This window comes from Herbaspirillum sp. AP02 (assembly GCF_015767275.1).
Lineage (GTDB): Bacteria > Pseudomonadota > Gammaproteobacteria > Burkholderiales > Burkholderiaceae_D > Herbaspirillum.
The window spans coordinates 59393-81648 of sequence record NZ_JADWMY010000002.1 but is presented as its reverse complement, the minus strand read 5'-3'; the positions used below and the strand labels follow the sequence as shown (position 1 = coordinate 81648).

General features: G+C 65.4%; 15 protein-coding genes. 10 read left to right on the top strand and 5 right to left on the bottom strand.

Features of this window, described 5'->3' with window-relative positions:
• Nucleotides 1-174 precede the first annotated feature (174 nt).
• Nucleotides 175-3111, top strand: coding sequence for a PAS domain-containing protein (locus tag I5R65_RS06285; protein ID WP_180665483.1), 2937 nt, complete (start codon nucleotides 175-177; stop codon nucleotides 3109-3111).
• Between the two features lie 11 nt (nucleotides 3112-3122).
• Here I5R65_RS06285 and I5R65_RS06280 read toward each other — a convergent pair whose 3' ends face one another.
• Together I5R65_RS06280 and I5R65_RS06275 are read right to left on the bottom strand one after the other, a co-directional pair.
• Complete coding sequence (locus I5R65_RS06280; protein WP_180665481.1) at nucleotides 3123-3977, bottom strand: IclR family transcriptional regulator; 855 nt, start codon at nucleotides 3975-3977, stop codon at nucleotides 3123-3125.
• Nucleotides 3974-4759 (bottom strand): IclR family transcriptional regulator, encoded by a 786-nt coding sequence (locus tag I5R65_RS06275; protein WP_180665478.1) that lies wholly within the window; start codon nucleotides 4757-4759, stop codon nucleotides 3974-3976. Before I5R65_RS06275 ends, I5R65_RS06280 begins: the two co-directional genes overlap by 4 nt.
• A 374-nt stretch (nucleotides 4760-5133) precedes the next feature.
• Between I5R65_RS06275 and I5R65_RS06270 the strand changes: the two genes are divergently transcribed.
• The 6 genes from I5R65_RS06270 to I5R65_RS06245 all read left to right on the top strand — a co-directional run bounded on the left by I5R65_RS06270 (nucleotide 5134) and on the right by I5R65_RS06245 (nucleotide 13019).
• Entirely contained in the window at nucleotides 5134-6093 is a 960-nt protein-coding gene (locus tag I5R65_RS06270) for an MBL fold metallo-hydrolase (protein WP_180665476.1), read from the top strand.
• Nucleotides 6094-6116: 23 nt separating this feature from the next.
• Nucleotides 6117-7940: an FAD-dependent oxidoreductase gene (locus I5R65_RS06265; RefSeq protein WP_180665474.1), complete on the top strand. Its 1824-nt coding sequence runs from the start codon at nucleotides 6117-6119 to the stop codon at nucleotides 7938-7940.
• 78 nt (nucleotides 7941-8018) lie between these two features.
• Entirely contained in the window at nucleotides 8019-8234 is a 216-nt protein-coding gene (locus I5R65_RS06260; RefSeq protein WP_180665472.1) for a DUF2783 domain-containing protein, read from the top strand.
• 60 nt (nucleotides 8235-8294) lie between these two features.
• Entirely contained in the window at nucleotides 8295-9653 is a 1359-nt protein-coding gene (locus I5R65_RS06255; protein WP_180665470.1) for an MFS transporter, read from the top strand.
• A 262-nt stretch (nucleotides 9654-9915) separates the two neighbouring features.
• Nucleotides 9916-11661, top strand: coding sequence for an ABC transporter permease subunit (locus tag I5R65_RS06250; protein WP_180666275.1), 1746 nt, complete (start codon nucleotides 9916-9918; stop codon nucleotides 11659-11661).
• Between the two features lie 14 nt (nucleotides 11662-11675).
• Nucleotides 11676-13019 carry a nitrate/sulfonate/bicarbonate ABC transporter ATP-binding protein gene (locus tag I5R65_RS06245; protein WP_180665468.1) on the top strand — a complete coding sequence of 448 codons (1344 nt, stop codon included), beginning with the start codon at nucleotides 11676-11678 and terminating at the stop codon, nucleotides 13017-13019.
• Between the two features lie 93 nt (nucleotides 13020-13112).
• Here I5R65_RS06245 and I5R65_RS06240 read toward each other — a convergent pair whose 3' ends face one another.
• Both I5R65_RS06240 and I5R65_RS06235 read right to left on the bottom strand, forming a co-directional pair.
• The gene (locus I5R65_RS06240) at nucleotides 13113-14747 is read right to left on the bottom strand and encodes a methyl-accepting chemotaxis protein (protein ID WP_180665466.1); all 1635 of its coding nucleotides are present in this window, start codon (nucleotides 14745-14747) and stop codon (nucleotides 13113-13115) included.
• Nucleotides 14748-15235: 488 nt separating this feature from the next.
• Nucleotides 15236-16696 carry an MFS transporter gene (locus I5R65_RS06235; RefSeq protein ID WP_180665464.1) on the bottom strand — a complete coding sequence of 487 codons (1461 nt, stop codon included), beginning with the start codon at nucleotides 16694-16696 and terminating at the stop codon, nucleotides 15236-15238.
• A gap of 130 nt (nucleotides 16697-16826) precedes the next feature.
• Here I5R65_RS06235 and I5R65_RS06230 point away from each other — a divergent pair, with 130 nt between their 5' ends.
• The 3 genes from I5R65_RS06230 to I5R65_RS06220 are packed head-to-tail and all read left to right on the top strand — an operon-like array spanning nucleotide 16827 to nucleotide 20150.
• On the top strand, nucleotides 16827-17768 hold the full coding sequence (locus tag I5R65_RS06230) for a LysR family transcriptional regulator (RefSeq protein ID WP_006461899.1): 942 nt from the start codon (nucleotides 16827-16829) through the stop codon (nucleotides 17766-17768).
• A gap of 53 nt (nucleotides 17769-17821) precedes the next feature.
• Nucleotides 17822-18232, top strand: a complete 411-nt coding sequence (locus I5R65_RS06225) for a VOC family protein (RefSeq protein ID WP_180665462.1) — start codon at nucleotides 17822-17824, stop codon at nucleotides 18230-18232.
• Between the two features lie 31 nt (nucleotides 18233-18263).
• Nucleotides 18264-20150: an AI-2E family transporter gene (locus I5R65_RS06220; protein ID WP_180665460.1), complete on the top strand. Its 1887-nt coding sequence runs from the start codon at nucleotides 18264-18266 to the stop codon at nucleotides 20148-20150.
• Between the two features lie 102 nt (nucleotides 20151-20252).
• On the opposite strand, the gene ilvD is transcribed toward I5R65_RS06220, so the two are convergent.
• Nucleotides 20253-22115, bottom strand: coding sequence for a dihydroxy-acid dehydratase (gene ilvD, locus I5R65_RS06215; protein ID WP_180665458.1), 1863 nt, complete (start codon nucleotides 22113-22115; stop codon nucleotides 20253-20255).
• Nucleotides 22116-22256: the final 141 nt, after the last annotated feature.

The window sequence follows — 22256 nt, the reverse complement described above, 5'->3', positions numbered from 1 at the left end:
CGCCTTTCCGGCTCACAACAATGCCTACCGGCAAGCCTCGCTAGGGGGTCGCCCTGGCGCCACGGTGCGGTCCGCGAATATTCCTGGGGCCGTGCTGCAAGTCGCGGGCTTGTCCTACAGCATCCTGTCCATGGCTCATCTACAATCTGGCGTAACCAGAAATCAAGGTGTGCCATGCCCATGCTCCCTTCCCGTAACGATTCCCAGACGCCATTGGCCGGATTACCGGTGCCTGCGGTCGCCTTGCCGGCGGCGTTCCTGGCCGTGGACCTGCAGTGGCGGGTGATTTTCCTTGACGATGCCGCCATGACATTGCTGGCCGTATCCGACCGTCAGGCCACGGGGAAAGTGATCTGGCAGATCTGCCCGGCGCTGGCCGGCAGCGCACTGGAGGCGCCGTTGCGCGCCACCCTGTCCGACAGCCAGAGCCGGCAGTTCCCTTTTACCCCACCCGGCCAGGCACAATCCTACGAAGTGATCTGCCATGCCGGCGGGCAAGGCCTGTCGGTGAGCCTGCGCGCAGGCGCGCGGCAACAGCACCAGCAGCACCAGCAACAACAGCAACAATCGGAACGGCGCCTGCGCGAAAGCGAAACGCGTTTCCGGCTGATGACCGGCGCCATACCGCAGATCGTATGGATCGCCAATGCCCAGGGTGATCTGGAATTCGTCAATGACCAGTGGCATGCCCATGTCGGCGGCATCGATGCCGGGGACGGCCTGGGCAGTTTCGATGAGCTGGTGGCACGCCACGTGCACCCCGAGGATCACGATCTGACGGCGCAGGCCTGGCAACATGCCCGCAACAGCCGCTGCGAACTGTCGGTGGAACATCGCATCCGCAATGCCGACGGCCATTACCGCTGGTTCCTCACGCGTGGCAAGCCCCAGCTGGCGGCCGGTAGCCCGTCCATCCTGCACTGGTATGGCACCTCCACTGACATCCACGCGCAGAAGGAAGCGGTGGCCGAACTGGCAAGGCTGACCCAGGACTCCGAACGGCGGCGACGCTTCTACGAGAGTTTTCTTTCCACCACACCCGACCTGGCCTATGCCTGGGACCTGAATCATCGCTTCACCTACGCCAACCGGGTGCTGCTGCAGATGTGGGGCAAGAGCTGGGATGAGGCGATCGGCAAAACCTGCCTGGAACTGGGCTACGAGCCCTGGCATGCCGAAATGCACAGCCGCGAGATCGAACAGGTGCGCACCACCAAGCGTCCGGTGCGCGGCGACGTACCGTTCAATGGCACGTTCGGGCGGCGCATCTACGACTACATCATCTTTCCCGTGCTGGGTCCGGATGGCGAGGTCGAGGCGGTCGCCGGCACCACCCGCGATGTCACCGAACGCAAGAACAGCGAAGCGCGCCAGCACGCCCTGTTCCGCATGGCCGAAGCGATCCGCGCCGCCGAATCGCCGCCGGCCATTGCCGCAGCCGCCGCCCATATCATTGGCGAGACACTCAGCGTGCGCTGGGTCAGCTACCGCTCGCTCGGACCACAACAGCAAGCCAAGGTCGAGGGACACTGGTGCTTTCAGAACGACACCGACAACTGCCGGGCATTGGCCCTGCATGACCAGCAACGCATCAGCCGCGCCTTACGCAGCGGCAGCGTGGTACTGGTGGGTGATGTCGCCCGCGATGCCCGCACCGCGGCCATCGCACAGGAGCATCTGGCGCAGGGCGTAGCGGCCTTCATGGACGTGCCCATCATCGAACAGGGCGAACTGGTGGGCATTGTCTATGTCAGCAGTCATACGCCCCGCACCTGGACCGACAACGAACTGGCCATCGTGCGCGAGGTCTCCGAGCAGGCCCGCGCCGCCTTTGAGCGCATCCACAACCAGCAGGCGCTGGCCGCCAGCGAAGCGCGCCTGCGCGAGATCAATGAGTCGCTGGAGGCCGAGGTCAGCGAGCGCACCCGGGAACTGATGGCCACCGAAGAGGCCTTGCGCCACTCGCAGAAGATCGAAGCCATCGGTCAGCTCACCGGTGGCCTGGCCCACGATTTCAACAATCTGCTGGGGGGCATCACCGGCAGCCTGGACCTGATGCGCGTGCGCCTGGTGCAAGGGCGCGGAGACGAACTGTTCCGCTACATCGACCTGGCCGCGCGCAGCGCGCAACGCGCGGCGTCGCTGACGCAACGGCTGCTGGCGTTCGCGCGCCGGCAGACGCTGGCGCCACGGCCCACCGACGTCAACACCCTGGTGTCAGGCATGGAAGAGCTGATCCGCCGCACCATCGGCCCGGCCATCACGCTGGAGGTGGTGGGCGCGGCAGGATTATGGCCGACCTTCGTGGACGGGCCGCAACTGGAAAGCGCGCTGCTGAACCTGTGCATCAACGCACGTGACGCCATGCCCAATGGCGGTCGCCTGACCATCGAGACGGCCAATAAGTGGCTGGACGAAAAATGGGCCAGGGAACGCGACCTGCCGGAGGGTCAGTATGTCTGCGTCGCCGTCACCGACAATGGCACCGGCATGCCGCCAGATGTGTTGGCACGGGCCTTCGACCCCTTCTTCACCACCAAACCCATCGGTGAAGGTACCGGACTGGGGCTGTCGATGGTGTATGGCTTTGCCCGCCAATCGGGGGGACAGGTCCGGCTGTATTCGGAAGTCGGTCAGGGCAGCACGGTCTCGCTCTACCTGCCGCGCCATGATCTGGATGCTCAAAGCGAGGAGCCCGAGACGAATGAAGCGCCGCATGCCGCCGGCAGTGGCGAGGTGGTGCTGGTGGTGGATGACGAAGCCTCGATCCGCATGCTCACGGCCGAGGTCCTCAACGACGCCGGCTACGCCACGCTGCAGGCTGAGGACGGTCCGGCAGCCCTGCGCATCCTGCAGTCGCCGGCCCGCATCGACCTGCTGATCACCGACGTCGGCTTGCCGGGTGGCCTCAATGGCCGTCAGGTGGCCGATGCAGCGCAGGCGGCACGACCTGGCTTGCAGGTGCTGTTCATCACGGGCTACGCGGAAAATGCGGCCTTCGGCAATGGCCACCTGCAACCAGGCATGCAACTTCTGACCAAGCCATTCAAGCTGGAAACCCTGGCGCGGCGGGTCGAGGCCATCCTGGAAAGCCGCACCACCTCTTCCTGATGGCCGCGATCTCAGCGGCTGGTGGGGTCCGATAGGCCGGTATCGAACGCGCCCAGGCGCCACGAGATGACACGCGCCGCGTTCGCCAGCAACTGTGCCACCTCGCCCGCGATGGCCGTATCGTAGCTGCCGCTGCTGCCCATCACGGCCATCACCAGCGCCAGTTGACCCGCATGGTTGAACACCGGTGCGGCCAGCGTATTGATGCCCGGCACCGGCCGTCCCAGCGCCTGGTCCATGCCATCGGTGCGGATCTGGCACAGGCGCTGTGCGTAGTCATGGCGCAGACTGCCATCGGCATGGAGGACGGTGTCGGCCTGCGCGCCTTCCATGCGAATCGCATCCATCGCCAGCGCGCCGGCCAGCATGTCGGCCGGCTGATGCGCAGCACATACGCGCCCTATTGCGGTATGCACCATCGACAGCACAGTACCGATGCGCAAGCTGACATGCTGTGGCCGCGAGGATTCTTCCAGCCGCACCACGGTCGGTCCCAGCGGACCCAATACCGCCAGTGCCACCGACAGGCCGGTGGCCTGGGCCAGCGGAGCCACTTCAGCCTCGGCCTCGCGCAGCGGCGAGAGTCGCTGCAGGGCGGCCAGTCCCAGTTCCAGGCTCAACGGCCCGGGGAAGAAATTGCCCTGGGCATCGCGGGCCAGCAGACCGATCTTCTGCAGGCTCACCAGATGCGGGAATGCCTTGGCAGCCGGCATGCCGGCCAGCCGTGCCAGGTCGCCCAGCGGCAGCGGACGGGCCGCCGCCAGCAAGGCGTCCAGCAGGGCGCCGGTGCTGTCCAGTGACTGGATGCCGCGCTGGCCCTTTGCGCCGTCGTCGGGTTCGACAACCCTCTCGTCCAAGTTCGTCATGCGGCCTGCTCCGTGCGGCTGGTGGCCAGCGTATGAGCGATGGCATCGATGCATGCGCGTAGCTGGCGCGCCACGGTGCCGCGCCAGCCAGCGTCGATGACACCGCTGGTGCCGATCACGGTCACCAGCAGTTGCAATTCTCCCGCCCCCTCCAGCAAGGGCATGCACAGGCTGGTCACGCCTGGACTGGGGATATCGACGGCACGCTCCATGCCACGCTGGCGGATGGCGTCCAGCGCTTCATGGAATTGCTTCAGATGCGACCGCGAGGCGCCCGGGTGCTGGGCCTCCCATTGCGCCTGCCACGCCGTGGCAGGCCGGAACGCACAGTAGGTGCGGCCGGTGGCGGTGTCGGCCAGCGCCATCACGGTTCCCACGTGCAAGTTCACATGCAGCGGCTTGCCGGCATGGGCGTAATGAACGATGGTCGGACCTTCCGGCGTGGGCAGGGTGAGAGCCACACTCAAACCGGTGTCCTCGCTCAGTTGCTGCACCTGCGGCAACGCCAGCCGGTAGGCCGGCTCCTGCGCCAGGCGCGCCATCCCCAGACGCAGCGCCAGCGGCCCCGCCTCATAACGGCCATCGCCCGGAGTGCGCTTGATCAGTCCCAGCCGCAACAGGCTGACCAGGTAGGTATGGGCTTGTGCCGAGGACAATCCGGCTGCGCTCGCCAGCTCGACCAGCGGCATGGGCTGGCGCGTCTGGGCCAGCGCCTGCAAGAGGCGACCGGCCACTTCCACGCTCTGGATTCCGCGTTGGGTCTTGACGGGTGCTGCACTCATCGGTGATTCCGTTGGGTCATGGAAAAATCAAAAACTGAAAAGGCAAGAACAGGCCCACAGATCGGCATTGGCAGCAGGTGTGGCACGCGCTGTACAAGGTCTCCGCGCTACCTGCGCCAGGTCAGGATTCTAATCCATGTCGCCCTGGCAAGAGCGCCGGTGGCCTACCACCACACAAAACCACAATTAACTCATAACAAACACATTTGATATTGACTAATCAAAACCAGCTGACTAAGATGCCATCAACCTGCTCACTCCAGGCAACAACAAGAACGTTTGACCCCCATTGACCCATGACGGCGTGGACGGAGACATCCCCTGATGGCGCAAGCCATGTCCACCTGCGTCCCAACCATTTGAACGAGGCAGACATGGCCAAGGCATTTGCATCCCAGGCGGATCTTGACGCCAAGAAAATCACTTTCGAACGCATCTCCGAAAACGCCTACGCGTATACCGCCGAGGGTGATCCCAACTCCGGCGTCATCATCGGCGACGACAGCGTCATGGTCATCGACACCACGGCTACGCCGGCCATGGCGCAGGACCTGATCGCCCGCATCCGCAGCATCACCGACCTGCCCATCAAGTACGTGGTGCTGTCGCACTACCACGCAGTCCGGGTGCTGGGGGCGTCGGCCTATCGGAAGGAAGGCGGCGAGCAGGTCATCGCCAGCCGCGGCACCTACGAAATGATCGTCGAGCGCGGCGAGGCCGACATGAAGTCCGAGATCGAGCGCTTCCCGCGCCTGTTCGCCGGGGTGGAGACGGTACCCGGACTGACCTGGCCGACCATGGTGTTCGAGCGCGAAATGAGCATCTTCATGGGCAAGCTGGAAGTGAAGATCGCTCACCTGGGCGCGGGCCATACCAAGGGCGATACGGTGGTCTGGATTCCCGGGCAGAAGGTGTTGTTCTCGGGCGACCTGGTGGAGTACGACGCGGCCTGCTATTGCGGCGACGCCCAGCTGGAACAATGGCCGACCACCCTCGATGCCCTCTCGGCGCTGCAGGCCGAGGCACTGGTGCCGGGGCGCGGCCCGGCACTGCGCGGGCGCGAACAGGTCGAGCAGGGCATCGCCTATACCCGCGATTTCGTCTCCACCCTGTTGCGCGCCGGGCGCGAGGCAGTGGCCGCGAAGATGGGCCTGAAGGAGGCCATGGCCCATGCGCGCACGCTGATGGACCCCAGGTTCGGTCAGGTCTTCATCTACGAACACTGCCTGCCTTTCGACGTCACCCGCGCCTATGACGAGGCGTCCGGCATCCACCATCCGCGCATCTGGACTGCCGCGCGCGACAAGGAGATGTGGACGGCCCTGCAAGCCTGAGCAGAGGGAGAGAGGAGACCGACATGAACAATATCCCGAGCCTCGATGCTACGGCCATCGACTACCAGCAACAACGCTTCCCCTATCAGCCCTGCGCCGAACAGACCCGGCCCGGCCATGCCCCACTGCATCCGGTGGTCATCGTGGGCGCCGGTCCGGTCGGCCTGGTCACTGCGATCGAGCTGGCACGGCAGGGCATCAAGGTGGTGCTGGTGGACGACGACAATACCCTGTCCACCGGCTCGCGGGCGATCTGCTTCGCCCAGCGCACGCTGGATATCTTCGACCGCCTCGGCTGCGGCCAACGCATGGTGGACAAGGGCGTGGGCTGGAATCGCGGCAAGGTCTTCCTGCGCGACCAGCCGGTCTACGAATTCGACCTGCTGCCCGAGCGCGGCCACGCCCGCCCGGCCTTCATCAACCTGCAGCAGTACTACGTCGAGGGCTATCTGCTGGAGCAGGCGCACACCCTGCCCGATATCGACATCCGCTGGAGCAGCAAGGTCAGTGCGATTGCGCATCATGCCGATCACGAAGCGCTGACCGTGGACAGCCCCGACGGCAGCTATCGCCTCAAGGCGCGCTACGTGGTGGCGGCCGATGGCGCACGCAGCCCATTGCGCAGGATGATGGGCCTGGAGAGCGTGGGCCATACCTTCCGCGACCGCTTCCTGATCGCCGACGTCCGGATGGACGCGCCCTTCCCGGCCGAACGCTGGTTCTGGTTCGATCCGCCCTTCCATCCCAACCAGTCGGTATTGCTGCACCGGCAGCCGGATGAGGTCTGGCGCATCGACTTCCAGCTCGGCTGGGAGGCCGACCCGGTGCTGGAGAAGACGCCGGAGAAGGTGATCCCCCGGGTACGCGCCCTGCTGGGGCCGGAGGTGCAATTCTCTCTGGAGTGGGTGAGCGTCTATACCTTTGCCTGCGTGCGCATGGAACGCTTTCGCCATGGCCGTGTGCTGTTCGTGGGCGATGCCGCGCATTGCGTCTCGCCCTTCGGCGCGCGCGGCGCCAACAGCGGCATCCAGGATGCCGAGAACCTGGCCTGGAAGCTGGCCTGCGTACTCCAGGGCCAGGCCCCCGAGAGCCTGCTGGACAGCTATGCCGACGAGCGCGAATTCGCGGCCGATGAAAACCTGCTCAACTCCACCCGCTCCACCGATTTCATCACGCCCAAGAGCGAGGTCAGCCGGCGTTTCCGTGACGCCGTGCTGGACCTGGCGCGCGAGTACGGCTTTGCGCGCAGGCTGGTCAACAGCGGCCGGCTGTCGCTGCCGGCCACGCTGCACGCCTCACCGCTCAACACCGGGGATAGCACGTCCTTCGGCAACAGCATGCAGCCCGGAGCGCCCTGCTGCGATGCACCGGTGGCGTGCACTCCGGTGGCCGGCATTCCGGTGGCCGGCACTCCGGTGGCCGGCACTCCGGTGGCCGGCGATGACTGGCTGTTGCGGCATCTGGGCAACAGCTTCGCGCTGATGATCTTCGCCCCTGCGGCAAGCCTGGCGCGGTCACAGTTGCAGGAACTGGTCGGCATGACGCAGGGCCGACTGCCGCTGCGCTTGCTGTTCGTCAGCGCGACAGCCACCACGTCGCAGGATCGTGAGACCCTCGAAGGCATCGGCGCGGCAGCCAGCCAGGTCCACGACATCGAGGGCCTGGCCGCCCGGCGCTACGACATGCACGCGCCCGCCAGCGCGCCCGGTTGCTACCTGATCCGCCCCGACCAGCACGTCTGCGCGCGCTGGCGCGACATTGATGCGCTGGCGATCCTCCAGGCCCTGTGGCGCGCCACCGGCCATGCCGGCAGCGGCGATGCCATCGCGGTCAGGGACGCTGCCTGAGCGACGCCCCATCCCCATCCTCATCCCTCCGAGACCATTTCATCTGAACCCGACCCCACATCGACCAAGGAGAACACCATGATCCTGAACACCTCGCCCAACCTGGCGCGCCCGGACGACTTCTATGAAGCGCTGATCGCCATGCACCGCGACCTCGACGACGACGCCAGCCAGGCCGTGAACGCGCGCCTGATCCTGCTGTTGTGCAATCACATCGGCGGCCACGAGGTCCTGCTGGAAGGCATGCAGCGCGCCCGCGCCAGCGTGACGCCGGCCACCGCCGCGATGGCCTGAGCCCGCACTCGTCCACATCCTCGAGAGCGCCGATACAGGCGCCTGACAACGGAGACAACCATGATCCACCCATCCCAGGGCGCCGGCACGCTGGCCGCCCAGCCCGCTGACGAGCTCGGCGGCAGCACCGAAGACGCCGTCTACCGCAAGGTCTGGCTACGCATCATTCCCTTCCTGTTCATTTGCTATGTCGTTTCCTTCCTCGACCGCATCAACATCGGCTTCGCACAATTGCAGATGAAGCAGGACCTGGGCTTCAGCGACGCCATGTATGGCCTGGGCGCGGCCGTGTTCTACGTCGGCTACGTGCTGTGCGAGGTCCCCAGCAACATGGCGCTGGCACGCTTCGGTGCGCGCCGCACCTTCAGCCGCATCATGATCCTGTGGGGTCTGGCCTCGGTGGGCATGATGGCCGTCACCGATGCAAGCCATTTCTATGCGCTGCGCTTCCTGCTGGGCGTGTTCGAGGCCGGTTTCTTCCCGGGCATCGTGCTGTACCTGAGCTACTGGTTCCCGGCGCGGCGACGCGCAGCGGTGATGGCCATCTTCTTCGCCGGGGTGGCGGTGGCCGGGGTACTGGGCGGACTGGTCTCGGGCTGGATCATGCGCGACATGGCCGGCGTCATGGGCATGTATGGCTGGCAGTGGATGTTCGCCATCGAGGGCGCACCGGCGGTGGTACTGGGTCTGCTGGCCATCTTCTGGCTGGCTGACGGCCCGGCGCAGGCGACCTGGCTCAACCCTGGGGAACGCGGTTTCCTGCTGGCCCGGCACAGCCAGGAAGCGCATCGTGGCCGACACGTCAGCGCACATTCGCTGGCGGCATTGCGGCAGGCACTGTCGCACCCGCCGACCTACCTGTTCGCCTTCATCTACTTCGCCCTGACCTGTGGCTCGCTGACGCTGAACTTCTGGATGCCGCTGATGATCCGCGACTTCGGCATCAAGGATGTGGTGCAGGTATCGCTCTATAGCGTGATCCCCAATGCCATCGGCGCGGTCGGCCTGCTGCTGATCGCGCGCCGCTCGGACCGGCGCAATGAGCGTCATGGCCACTTCCTGGTCTGCACCACCGGCGGTGCACTGGCGCTGGCGGCGCTGACGCTGCATCCGTCCAGCCTGGCGGTCTCGCTGGGACTGCTGTCGCTGGCAGCGGTCCTGATCTTCGCCGCGCTGCCGATCTTCTGGTCGCTGCCTCCCAGCCTGCTGCCGCCCCAGGCCATCGCCCCCGGCATCGCCTTCATTTCCAGCGTGGGCATCACCAGCGGCATCGTCAGCCCCTGGCTGATCGGCCTGGTCAAGACCCGGACCGGCAACATGGATATCGCCCTCTATATCCTGGCGGGTCTGCTGTTGCTCAGCGGGTTGACGATGTGGAGCCTGATTCCGGGAAAATCGGCAACGGCAGACCAGGCCTGAGGTTGCCGACCGATATGGCCATACCGGCCTGATTCGACGAGGTGCCGGAACCGGCGCCGGGGCTGATCGCTCCGGCGCCGCTTGTCATTTATCTGTGTACATTTGCACGATCATCGGTAAGCTGGTCAAGAAACTGTCAGACTCATTTGCTAAAGTGGCGCCGCCCGTCCCTGGGAGCGTTTGATCCGACTTGATCGCGCACGACCGGCATCCGCGAACCCGACCACTTCTTGCAGCGCTATCCCGCCTCATCGCCATGAAAATGAAGACCACCTCGCCGCAACTGACGGCCTACGAAGAAGTCAAGCCTGGCTTCGGCTGGATCGATGCGCTGGTGCTGGCGGTGCTGTTCGGGCTGTTGTGGAGCGCGTTGCACTTCGGCCGCGGGATGCTGGTGCATTTCGACCCGTCCGACCAGCTGGAGGTCGACAGCTCGCCGGCCATGATCCCCTATTACGCCGGCCGCACCCTGTTGCGCATGTGGATCGCCTTCGCCTTTTCCTTGTTCTTCGCCATCGGTACCGGTTACCTGGCCGCCAAGAGCCGCCGGGCGCGCGCGCTGATCCTGCCAGCGCTGGACATCCTGCAGTCGGTCCCGGTACTGGGCTTCCTCTCGGCCACGGTGGCCGGATTCATGGCACTGTTCCCGGGCAGCCTGATGGGTGTCGAATGTGCCGCCATCTTCGCCATCTTCACGGGGCAGGTGTGGAACATGGCCTTCGGCTTCTATCATTCCATGGTCACCATCCCCACCGACATGCAGGAAGCCGCCACCACCTACCGCCTCACCGCCTGGCAGCGCTTTCGCACCGTGGAACTGCCGGCCTCGGCCCACAGCCTGATCTGGAACTCGATGATGTCCTTCGGCGGCGGCTGGTTCTTCGTGGCGCAGAGCGAGGCCATCAGCGTCATGAACAAGGACCTGAAGCTGCCTGGCCTGGGCTCCTACATGGCGCAGGCCATCGACCAGGGTGACCACACGGCGGCGCTGTGGGCAGTGATCGCCATGCTGGCGTTGATCCTCATCAGCGACCAGCTGGTGTGGCGGCCGCTGCTGGCCTGGGCCGACAAGTTCAAGATCGAGCTGACCGAATCGGGCTCGGCGCCGACCTCCTGGGTCTTCGACCTGCTGCGCGGCTCCTATGTCTTCACCTGGCTCGACGAAAAGCTGTGGCAGCCACTGGGCGACTGGCTGGCGCGCCGCCGCCCGGTATCATCCGGCACTCCTACCCCGGCCCGCATCGCGCGCCGGCGCTGGACCCATCGCATCCTGAGCGGCCTGATCTGCGGGCTACTGATCTTCGAGGCCCTGCGCGGGCTGGTCGCTGCCATCGACGCCCTGCATGGGGCGATGAGTTGGAGCCTGTTCGGGCATATCGTGTGGCTGGGTTTCCTGACCATGCTGCGGGTGCTGGCCATGACCGTGATCGCTACCCTGATCTGGACTCCCGTGGGGGTCTGGATCGGTTCGAAGCCGCACATCGCCCGATTCGCCCAGCCGCTGGCGCAGATCGGTGCGTCCTTCCCGGTCAACATGACCTTCCCGCTGGTGGTGGGCTGGTTCGTGGCCGGCAACGTCAGCATGAACTGGGGCAGCATCCTCCTGATCGCCATGGGCACGCAGTGGTACATCCTCTTCAACGTCATCGCCGGCGCCATGGCCATCCCCAACGACCTGAAGGAAGCCGCCCGCATGTACGGCCTGTCGCGCTGGAATCTGTGGAAGACCCTGATCCTGCCGGCCATCTTCCCGTTCTGGGTGACCGGTGCCTGCACCGCCGCCGGGGGCGCCTGGAATGCCTCCATCGTGGCCGAACTGGCCAGCTGGGGCGATGTCTCGCTCAAGGCCGACGGCCTGGGCGCCTATATCTCGGCGGTCACCAAGTCCGGTGATACGCCGCTCATCATCGCCAGCATCGGCGTGATGTCGATGTTCGTGGTACTGATGAACAAGTTTGTCTGGCGTCGCCTGTATGCCTTCGCCGAACGCCGTTTCCGCCTCGATTGATCCTGAGCCCAGCCATGACCATGACTTCTCCGCAACAACGTCCCGCCGTCGCCGAACTGTGCGCGGTCAGCAAATCCTATAACACCGCCGGCGGCCATGAACTGAAGGTGCTGGACAACATCGACCTGGCCGTGCACGAGGGTGAACTGCTGGCCCTGCTGGGCCAGTCCGGCTCGGGCAAGTCGACCATCCTGCGCTGCCTGACCGGACTGGTGGAACCCAGCTCGGGCCACACCATGGCGGCTGGCAAGCAGCTCTATGGCGTCAATCGCGATGCCTCGGTGGTGTTCCAGACCTTTGCGCTCTATCCCTGGCTGACGGTGGAACAGAACGTGGCGGTGGGCCTGATGTCGCACAACCCGAGCCGCGAGGAACGCGATGCGGCGGTGGACCGCGCCATCGAACTGATCGGCCTGGGCAATTACCACAGCGCCTATCCCCGCGAACTCTCCGGCGGCATGCGCCAGCGTGTGGGCATCGCCCGGGCCCTGGTGTCCAAGCCCAAGCTCTTGTGCCTGGACGAAGCCTTCAGCGCCCTGGACGTGCTGACCGCGGAAAACCTGCGGCAGGAACTGATCAGCCTGTGGCGCGCACCGGACAGCGGCCTGACCTCGATCTTCATGGTCACCCACAACATCGAGGAGGCGGTGGAGATGGCCACCCGCATCGTGGTGGTGTTCCCGCGCCCGGGTCGCCTGGGCCTGGTGCTGGACAACCCGTTGCCTTACCCGCGCGACAGCAAGAGCCCGGAATTCCAGCGCCTGGTCAACATCATCCACGAAGCGATCACCACCCTGAGCCTGCCCGACCTGCCGCCGGAAGTGCACATGCCCGGCGAGCCGATCTCGCGTGGCCGCAAGCGCATGGAGTCGATCCCGCTGATCCCGGTGGGCCAGATTCTGGGCCTGATGAGCCTGCTGCACGACGAGCCGGAGCTGAACAACATCTACGACATCTCCGACGAGATCGGCAAGGAATTCGGCGAGACCATCGCCACCGTCAAGGCCGCCGAAATCCTGGAACTGGTCGATACCCCAAAGCAGGAAGTCTTCCTCACCGAGCTCGGGCACCGCTTCGTGGCGGCCGACCGGCTGGGCCAGCGCGCCATCTTTGCCGAGCAGGTCTACAAGCTGCGCATCTTCCACATCATCCTGGCGGTGCTGGGCGAGGCCGAGGAGATCGAGGCCGCGCGCGTGCTCAAGGACATCGGCAGCGCCCTGCCCTACGACAACCCGGAAAAGACCTTCGAGACCATGATCGCCTGGGGCCGCTATGCCGGCCTGATGGATTACAACGCCAAGACCGGCATGGTGTTCGTGCCCAAGGACGAAGACGACGAGGACGGTTCCGCGGCCTGAGCCCGAGATCGCGCCTCTCGACAACGGCTGATCACGATCAGCCGTTGTCGTTTTCGTTTTCGTTTTTGTTTTTGTTTTTGCTTACGACTGCGCTCAATGCAGGGCTGGCGCCGGCGTGGCGCCGTTCAGCCCCCCCTGCTCATGCATTGCGGTCAGCGATTTGTCCTGGCGGATCTTGAAGATCGATACCACCTTCAGCAAGCCGCTGGCCTGCTGCGCCAGTGACTGTGCCGCAGCACTGGCTTCTTCCACCAATGCCGCATTCTGCTGCGTGACCTGATCCATCTGTACGACGGCGGTGTTGATCTGCTCGATACCGCTGCTCTGTTCCTGAGTGGCAGTGGAGATGTCATTCATGATCTCGCCGAAGCGCTGCACCGAAGCCACGATCTCGCCCATCTGCTGCCCCGCGCTGGTCACCAGTTGCGAACCAGCCCCGACATGTGCCATCGATTCGCCGATCAGGTCCTTGATCTCCTTGGCGGCGACCGCACTGCGCTGGGCCAGCGAACGCACTTCCGACGCCACCACCGCAAAACCTCGCCCCTGCTCGCCGGCCCGGGCTGCTTCCACTGCCGCGTTCAGCGCCAGGATATTGGTCTGGAAGGCGATCCCTTCGATCACGCTGATGATGTCGGCCATCTTGCCGGAGCTGGCGGAAATCCTGTCCATCGTCTGCACCACGCGATCAAAGGCCTCGCTGCCTGCGGTCGCGGTCTGCGAGGCACCGCCGGCCAGGCGCAGGGCCTCGCCTGCGTGCTGGGTATTCTGGCGCACGGTGGTGGTCAGCTCTTCCATGCTGGCGGCGGTCTCTTCCAGCGAGGCGGCCTGTTCTTCCGTGCGCTGGGAAAGATCGAAGTTACCTTGTGCGATCTGACCGCTGGCCACCGATATTGTCTCGGCGGCCGACTTGATGCCATGTGCGATCATGTTCAACTGGTAACGCATCTGTTCGATGGAGGCCATCAGGCTGGAACCATCACCCTGACGCAGTTGCACCGTGGCGGTCAGGTCGCCGCTGGCGATGTCGCGCGCGACGGCTTGCGCTTCGGACGGCTCGGCGCCCAGCTGGCGCAGGATGCTGCGGGCAATCACCACCGATGCTGCCACGCCCACCAGCAGAGCCAGCGCCATGGCCGCCAGCGTGACGCTGCGCAGCCAGTCATAGGTGAGGCGGGCATTGGCAGCGGCTTCTTCATTGAGCTGATCCTCGAAGTCGGCAAGTTCGGTGAGTGACTTGATCCAGGCCTGCTGGCGCGGCCGCACTTCAGTGACCAGTACCTTGACCGCGTCGGCCGGCTGGTTGGCCAGGCCCAGCTGCAGAGCCTTGGCCATCAATGGCACGGTCGCATTTTCATCGGCCTTGATCTGCGCCAGCAACTGGCGCTCACGGTCGGTCGTAGCGGCTTCGGTGGCGAACATCCTTTCCAGGGCAGCGTAGGCATCGGCATACAGTTTTTCCTGGCGCGCCAGGGTCTCCGATTCGACCCGCATGGCGTCCTGCTCATCCAGCAGGGCGATGTTGCGCAGGGCGATGGCACGCTGGCTCAGTGCATTGCGCAAGGCCGTGGCCAGCTTGGTTTCGATGTTGTTGACACTGGTGATATCGGTCAGCGATGCGTTGATGCGCGCCATGCCGTACAGCCCCAGCGCGGAAATGCCCAGCAGAAACACGAGAATCAGGCCGAAGCCCAATGCCAGCCTGGTGACGACTTTCAGATTACCCATGGTATTGCCCCCTTTGCAGTATCCCCCTGCCGGATTCCTGAGAAGTCAGGGGAGAGTTGGTTGGAGCTTGCCAGGAATATCTCGCAGCACCCGCCTGCTTGGAGCAGGCGGGTGGTGATCGGTTTTATGATGGTTGTTGTACCAATCGATTGCGAAGAAACCGGCAAGCCAGGGCCTGTTCACACTCAATCTGCGAGTGCGAGAGGTCGTCAAGCGTTGTCTGCCTAGGCGCAGCGACGCGCCGTAGTGGTGCTACGGCAAGAAGCTGCAACAACGGCAGGCGACGCTTGCCGGCCTCTCCCGGCGGGTTGCGCCCAGATTTAGTGCGAACAGGCCCCAGCACCAGTCTATGCTCTCATCGGTCGGGACAAAGCGATGATTAGAGAGGATTTGGCCAGTCACTAAAAATGTATTTTTTTATGTACATTTCAGTTTTACCGCCACCAATGCGGGCTCAATCCTTGCGCACCAGGTACCGGCCAGACCGATCAGGCGGGCGATTGCGCCTTGCGGCGCAGGCGGCTGGCGCTGACCGCAGTGGCCAGCGCGGTGGCCAGCGCGGCCACCCACAATGCGATACGGATCGCCTCGCCATCCTGCACCGGGCTCATCTGTAGTTCACCATGGGCAACGGCACCGGCGGTATGGACTGCCAGGATCACGCCCAGCAACGCGGCGCCCAGGCACTGGCCGAAGGTGCGCATGATGGCCAGTACGCCGGAAGCATTGCCGCTGCGCTCGCGGGAGACGTTGCCGAGCATCTCGCGGTTGTTGGGGCTCTGGAAAAAGCCGAAGCCCATGCCGCACACCAGGGCGCGCCAGCCGATGTCCCAGGCCTGGGCATGATCGGGCAGCAGCGCCAGCAATCCCAGGCCGACGGTGAACACGGCCAGCCCCAGGCTGGACAGCAGGGCCGGCGAATGCCGGTCGGCCAGGCGCCCGGCATGCGGCGCCACCAACACGATGCCCAGGGGCCAGGGCGTGAACAGCGCCGCCGATTCGAAGGCGCTGTAGGCGTAGGCATTCTGGAACAGGAACGGCAGGGCCACGAAGGCGATCCCCTGGCCCACGAAGGAAGCCAGCGAGGTCAGCGCGGCCAGGGAGAAGCGCGCATTGGCAAAGATGTCCAGCGGCAACAACGGCTCACGCACGCGGCGCTGGCCGCGCACGAAGGCCAGTGCAGAGACCAGTGCCACCAGGGCATACGCGGCGGCGGTGAACGCTGCGTGCGCACCCTGACCCGGGTCGGCGAAATGGGCGCAGGTGTCGGCGGCCATGATGACCGCGCCCATGGTCAGCGCCGACCACAGTGCGCCGGCCATGTCGAAGGGCGGGCGCAGGCGGCCGCGCTGGCGCGTGTCCGGGATGGCGCTCCACGACAGCAGCACCGCTGCCACGCCCAGCGGCAGATTGATGAGGAATATCCACTCCCAGCTCAACGCGGCCAGCAGGGTGCCACCCAACACCGGACCGATGGCGGTGCCCGCCGCCACCAGCACTGCATTGAGCCCCAGGATGCGGCCCAGCAGGCGGTTCGGGAAGACCGTGCGATGGATCGCCGGCGCGATGCTGAGCATGGCCGCGCCACCCAGCCCCTGCAGCACGCGCATGGCAATGAGCCATTCCACCGTGGGCGACAGGGCGCAGCCCAGCGAGGCCAGCGTGAACACCGCCAACCCGGCCGTGAACTGGTTGCGAAATCCCAGTCGTGACGACATGGCGGCAAAGGCCGCCAGCGTCATGGCGGTGGCCAGCAGGTAGGCATTGGCCACCCAGACCGAGGCAGCGGCCGAGGTCTGCAGTGCCAGGCCGATCTGGGGCAGGGCGACATTGATGATGGTGCCGTCGAATACTGCCATGGTGGTGGCGGTCATCACCGCCAGCATGGCGCGGCGGCGGCGTACGCCCGGCAGGCCTTCGTCGCCGGGCAGGTCGGAAAACAGTTCCATGGGAAAATTTCCTGGAGGATCGAATCAGGTCTTCACTATAGCCACCCACGAGACAAGGCGGAAGACGCATGGCTTGCATTGGATCATTGCATGCGACGCCATGTCATGCCGGGCGTGCTAGGATGCCCGCATGACCGAAACCGACCTCAACCTGCTCATCGCGCTCGACGCCCTCATCGCCGAGGCCAGCGTGGCCGGGGCCGCGCGCCGCCTGGGTCTGAGCGCCTCGGCCATGAGCCGCACGCTGACCCGGCTGCGCCAGGCCACCGGCGACCATTTGCTGGTGCGCGCCGGCCGGCAGATGGTGCTCACCCCGTGTGCCGAAGCGCTGCGCGAACGGGTGCGCAACGTCGTGCACGAGGCCCGTTCGGTATTGCGACCTTCCGTCCCCGAGTTGGACCTGGCCCGGCTGGAGCGGGATTTCACGGTGCGCGCCAACGAAGGCTTCATCGAAGCCTGTGGCGCCGCCCTGATCGGCGCCGTCGCGGCCGAAGCGCCGCTGGTGCGTCTGCGCTTCGCTCCCAAGGTGGAACGCAGTCCGCTGCCGCTGCGTGAAGGCAGCGCCGACCTGGAGATCGGCGTGGCCAGCGAGATGGGACCGGAAGTGCGGCTGCAGACCCTGTTCCGCGACCGCTTCGTGGGCGCGGTACGCATCGGCCATCCGCTGGCGGCATTGCGCCGCGTGAGCGCCGAACGCTATTGCAGCTTCGAACACGTGAGTGCATCGCCACGGGGCGACCGCAGCAGCCCGCTGGATGCGGCGCTGGCCGAACGCGGACTGACGCGCAAGGTGGTGGCTATCGTCCCCAGTTTTCCTGCCGCACTGGCGGTGGTGCGCTCGTCGGATCTGGTCTCCATGGTGCCGTACTCCTTCCTGACCACGGCGGGCGCGCCGCGCAAGGATGGCAGCGCCTCCGGCATCCATTTGTTCGAACTGCCGGTGGCGACCGATCCCATCGTGGTATCGCTGATGTGGCATCCGCGCGTGGAACTGGACCCGGCCCATCGCTGGCTGCGCGAGAAGGTACGCGGCGTCTGCGCCGAGCTGGCGCGCACCGGGCCGCGACGTTGATGCCAGCGCTCCCCTCCGCCTCCCTCTTCCCTTCTTCTCCCAGAGAGATCCGCATGCAACTGCAAGGCATCCATCACGTCGCCATCATCTGTTCCGACTACGCGCGCTCGAAGGCCTTCTACGTCGAACTGCTGGGCCTGCGCGTCGTCGCCGAGCATTATCGCGAGGCACGGGACTCCTGGAAACTGGACCTGGGCCTGCCCGATGGCACGCAGATCGAACTGTTTTCCTTCCCGGCGCCGCCGGCCCGGCCCTCGCGTCCGGAGGCCTGCGGTCTGCGCCACCTGTCCTTCGCGGTGGCCGATGTGCAGCAATGCAAGCAGCAGCTGGAAGACCAGGGCGTGGCGGTAGAAGACATCCGCGTGGATGAATACACCGGCCGCCGCTTCACCTTCTTCGCCGACCCCGACGGCCTGCCGCTGGAACTGTATGAAGTGATCGACCAGACGCGGCCACGCCGCTGATGCCGCTGCTGCCCCCGCTACCCACCCTCCCATGCCAAATTTCAAAACTTCCGCCTTCTCGCGCCTGAGCTCCACCACCTTGCTGGGAGCTGCCGTCATACTGGGCATGCTGTATTTCGGCCGCGATATCCTGGCGCCGCTGGCGGTCGCCGGCATTGCCAGCCTGATCATCCTGCCGCTGGTGCGCAAGCTTGATGCACTAGGCCTGAACCGCGCCGCCGCTGCCATGATCTCGGTACTGCTGGTCGGGGCCTGCCTGGTGGCGCTGGCGGTGGTCCTGGCGTTCCAGCTGGCCAGCGTCACCAGTGATCTGCCGCAATACCGCGAAGCCATCCAGGAAAAAGTGGAGAGCGTACGTGCCATCACCGAGCGCCCCTTCGCTCGCCTGGAAGCAGAATTGAGCGCGGTCATCCCGCAACCGGTAACTGAGCTCAACCGCAGCGGCAAGAAGAACAGCCACGCGGCGGCGGCCGCTGCCGCCGCCGCTAACGCCACACCGGAAGCCGATACCCGCATGTCGGTCCGGGGTGCCTTGCGACGCCTGTTTGCATTGGCCTGGGGGCCGATCGGCCAGGCCGGCATCGTGCTGGTGCTGCTGGTATTCATCCTGCTGGAACAGGAATCGCTGCGCGAGCGCCTGATCCGCCTGGCCGGCCTGACCGAGATGAGCCGCACCATGCAGGCCCTGGGGGATGCCGCCGAGGGGGTATCGCGGTTCTTCTTTTCGCAGTTCCTGGTCAACCTGGCCTTCGGCCTGATCATGGGTGCCGTGCTGGCTGCCGGCGGGGTACCGCATGCGGTGCTGTGGGGCACGCTGGCCGGGGTGCTGCGCTTCGTGCCCTACCTGGGCGCGCTGGCCTCGGGACTGATGATCTCGGTCTTCATTGCCGCCATCGATCCCGGCTGGTGGCTGGCGCTGTCCTTCCTGGCCTTCTATGTCTGCCTGGAAGTGATCGTCGCCAATTTCATCGAACCACGTATCTATGGTCATAGCTCCGGCCTGTCGCCGCTGGCGGTGATCGTCTCGGCGCTGTTCTGGGGGACGCTGTGGGGACCAATCGGGCTATTGCTGTCGACCCCGCTGACGCTGTGCCTGGTGGTGGCCGGCCGCCATGTGGCGGCGCTGGAGCCAATTACCATCCTGCTGGGCGAGGCCCCGGACATGACCCACGCCGAACGCTTCTACCAGCGCGCGCTGGCCGGCGAATCCGAGGCCATCATCCGCGACGCCCGCAGCCATCTGCAAAAGCAGAGCTTCGCCAAGTACTGCGACCAGATCCTGCTGCCGGGCCTGGCACTGGCGGCGCTGGACTTGCGCCACGGGCGTATCGAGGGGGCGCAGCAGGAGCGGCTGCTCGGCGCCGTCACGCAGTTGACCGAAGTGCTCACGCAAACCCCGGGTGCCCCGCGCAGTCTGCGGCGCCGGCGCGAAGTGCCCCTGCTCAACAGCGGCGTGGGCGCCCATCTGCGCGAACTGCGCCTGGCGCGACTGGGACGCTGGCAGGGCTCACTGGATGTGCCGCTGGGCTCGGTAGTGCTGTGCGGCGGCCTGCGTGGTGAGCGCGATGACCTGTTGTCGGAACTGCTGGTGCATGCGCTGCGCGTGAGCGGCGTCGACGCCCGCAGCATCATGCTGGACCAGCCCGAGGACGAACGCCCCGATAGCAGCAAGGCTGAACTGGTGTCCATCGTCTTTCTGGTCTATCCCACCCGCGAGCGGCTGGAGGCCTGGATGGAGGTGGTGGGGACGCTACGCAGCAACCTGCCACAAGCCTTGCTGGTGACGATCCGGCCATCCTTCTTCAATGAGGAAGTAGATGCGGCAACCGTGAAGGAACAGGTGGACATGGTGCTGTCCTCCTTCGAGGAGGGGCTGGCCCTGGCGTCCACCCATATGCGCCCGGCGATCAAGGCCTGAACTGGCGCTTGACCCCGTGCCATGAAAAATGCCGCCGGGCATGAAAGCCGGGCGGCATCATCGTCTGATGCTACCCATGATCAGGGCAGCACCCGCAGGACATCAGCGCTTCAGTTGCGACAGGTCGCGCACCGCACCGCGATCGGCCGAGGTGGTCAGGGCGGCATAGGCCTGCAGCGCCTGCGACACCACGCGGGTGCGCTCGGCCGGCTTCCAGGCGGCATCGCCACGGGCCTCCATGGCGGCGCGGCGCTTGGCCAGGTCGTCCGCCGTCACACGCAGGTTGATGCTGCGGTTGGGGATGTCGATATCGATCAGGTCACCTTCTTCCACCAGGCCGATGGCACCGCCTTCGGCCGCTTCCGGCGAGGCATGGCCGATCACCAGGCCCGAGGAGCCGCCGGAGAAGCGACCATCGGTGAACAGTGCGCAAGCCTTGCCCAGGCCCTTGGACTTGATGTACGAGGTGGGGTACAGCATTTCCTGCATGCCGGGGCCGCCCTTGGGACCTTCGTAACGCACGATGACCACGTCGCCGGCCTTGACCTTGTCACCCAGGATGGCATCAACGGCGGCGTCCTGGCTTTCGAACACGCGGGCCGTGCCGGAGAACTTGAGGATGCTTTCATCCACGCCGGCGGTCTTGACGATGCAACCCTTCTCGGCGATGTTGCCGTACAGGACGGCCAGGCCGCCATCCTGCGAATAGGCATGCTCGCGGTCGCGGATGCAGCCGGTGGCGCGGTCCAGGTCGTTGTCCTCAAAACGTTCCTGCTGCGAGAACGCCACCTGGGTGGGCACACCGCCCGGTGCAGCGCGGAACAGCTTGTGGACCTCCGCATCGCTGGAGACGCGGATATCGTATTTCTCGATGGCCTCGCCCAGGGTCTTGCTGTGCACGGTGGGGCGCGAGGTATCCAGCAGGCCGGCGCGGGCCAGTTCGCCCAGGATGGAGATGATGCCGCCGGCGCGGTGCACGTCTTCGATGTGGTACTTGTTGGTCATCGGCGCGACCTTGCACAGGCAGGGCACGTTGCGCGAGATGCGGTCGATGTCGGCCATGGTGAATTCGACCTTGGCTTCGTGCGCGGCCGCCAGCAGGTGCAACACGGTATTGGTGGAGCCGCCCATGGAGACGTCCAGGGTCATGGCGTTTTCCCAGGTGGCCTTGGTGGCGATGTTGCGCGGCAGGATGGAATAGTCGTCCTGCTCGTAGTGGCGCTTGGCCAGCTCGACGATCAGGCGACCGGCACGCAGGAACAGTTCCTTGCGGTCGGCGTGGGTGGCGACGATGGTGCCATTGCCCGGCAGCGACAGGCCCAGCACTTCGGTCAGGCAGTTCATCGAGTTGGCGGTGAACATACCCGAGCAGGAACCGCAGGTCGGACAGGCCGAGCGTTCCACTTCGGCCACGTCGGCATCCGAGATGTTCTGGTCGCCGGCCTGGATCATGGCATCCACCAGGTCCAGCTTGATGACCTTGCGGTCGGCATTGACGGTCTTGATGACCTTGCCGGCTTCCATCGGGCCGCCGGAGACGAAGACCACGGGGATGTTCAGGCGCATGGCGGCCATCAGCATGCCCGGGGTGATCTTGTCGCAGTTGGAGATGCACACCATGGCGTCAGCGCAGTGGGCGTTGACCATGTATTCGACCGAGTCGGCGATCAGGTCGCGCGAGGGCAGCGAGTACAGCATGCCGTCGTGGCCCATGGCGATGCCGTCATCGACGGCGATGGTGTTGAATTCCTTGGCCACGCCACCGGCCGCCTCGATCTCGCGGGCCACCAGCTGGCCCAGGTCCTTCAGGTGCACGTGGCCAGGCACGAACTGGGTGAAGGAGTTGACCACGGCGATGATGGGCTTGGTGAAGTCGCCATCCTTCATGCCGGTGGCGCGCCACAGCGCGCGTGCGCCGGCCATGTTGCGGCCCTGGGTGGTGGTATAGGAACGATAGGTCGGCATGATGGGTGTCTCCTCAGGGCTGCTTAGGGAAAATGGGACGCCAAGAGTGCCTCGGGCGCTACCATTTGTCCAATATATAATTCGACTCGAATTAATATCCTATGGATATTTATCCCACATGAAAAAGCCCGCGCGATGGCG

Bases quoted from the DNA above. Each gene is read 5' to 3' on its own strand.
- I5R65_RS06285 (WP_180665483.1), top strand. From the start codon at position 175: ATGCCCATGCTCCCTTCCCGTAACGATTCCCAGACGCCATTGGCCGGA.
- I5R65_RS06280 (WP_180665481.1), bottom strand. From the start codon at position 3,977: ATGACGAACTTGGACGAGAGGGTTGTCGAACCCGACGACGGCGCAAAG.
- I5R65_RS06275 (WP_180665478.1), bottom strand. From the start codon at position 4,759: ATGAGTGCAGCACCCGTCAAGACCCAACGCGGAATCCAGAGCGTGGAA.
- I5R65_RS06270 (WP_180665476.1), top strand. From the start codon at position 5,134: ATGGCCAAGGCATTTGCATCCCAGGCGGATCTTGACGCCAAGAAAATC.
- I5R65_RS06265 (WP_180665474.1), top strand. From the start codon at position 6,117: ATGAACAATATCCCGAGCCTCGATGCTACGGCCATCGACTACCAGCAA.
- I5R65_RS06260 (WP_180665472.1), top strand. From the start codon at position 8,019: ATGATCCTGAACACCTCGCCCAACCTGGCGCGCCCGGACGACTTCTAT.
- I5R65_RS06255 (WP_180665470.1), top strand. From the start codon at position 8,295: ATGATCCACCCATCCCAGGGCGCCGGCACGCTGGCCGCCCAGCCCGCT.
- I5R65_RS06250 (WP_180666275.1), top strand. From the start codon at position 9,916: ATGAAGACCACCTCGCCGCAACTGACGGCCTACGAAGAAGTCAAGCCT.
- I5R65_RS06245 (WP_180665468.1), top strand. From the start codon at position 11,676: ATGACCATGACTTCTCCGCAACAACGTCCCGCCGTCGCCGAACTGTGC.
- I5R65_RS06240 (WP_180665466.1), bottom strand. From the start codon at position 14,747: ATGGGTAATCTGAAAGTCGTCACCAGGCTGGCATTGGGCTTCGGCCTG.
- I5R65_RS06235 (WP_180665464.1), bottom strand. From the start codon at position 16,696: ATGGAACTGTTTTCCGACCTGCCCGGCGACGAAGGCCTGCCGGGCGTA.
- I5R65_RS06230 (WP_006461899.1), top strand. From the start codon at position 16,827: ATGACCGAAACCGACCTCAACCTGCTCATCGCGCTCGACGCCCTCATC.
- I5R65_RS06225 (WP_180665462.1), top strand. From the start codon at position 17,822: ATGCAACTGCAAGGCATCCATCACGTCGCCATCATCTGTTCCGACTAC.
- I5R65_RS06220 (WP_180665460.1), top strand. From the start codon at position 18,264: ATGCCAAATTTCAAAACTTCCGCCTTCTCGCGCCTGAGCTCCACCACC.
- ilvD (WP_180665458.1), bottom strand. From the start codon at position 22,115: ATGCCGACCTATCGTTCCTATACCACCACCCAGGGCCGCAACATGGCC.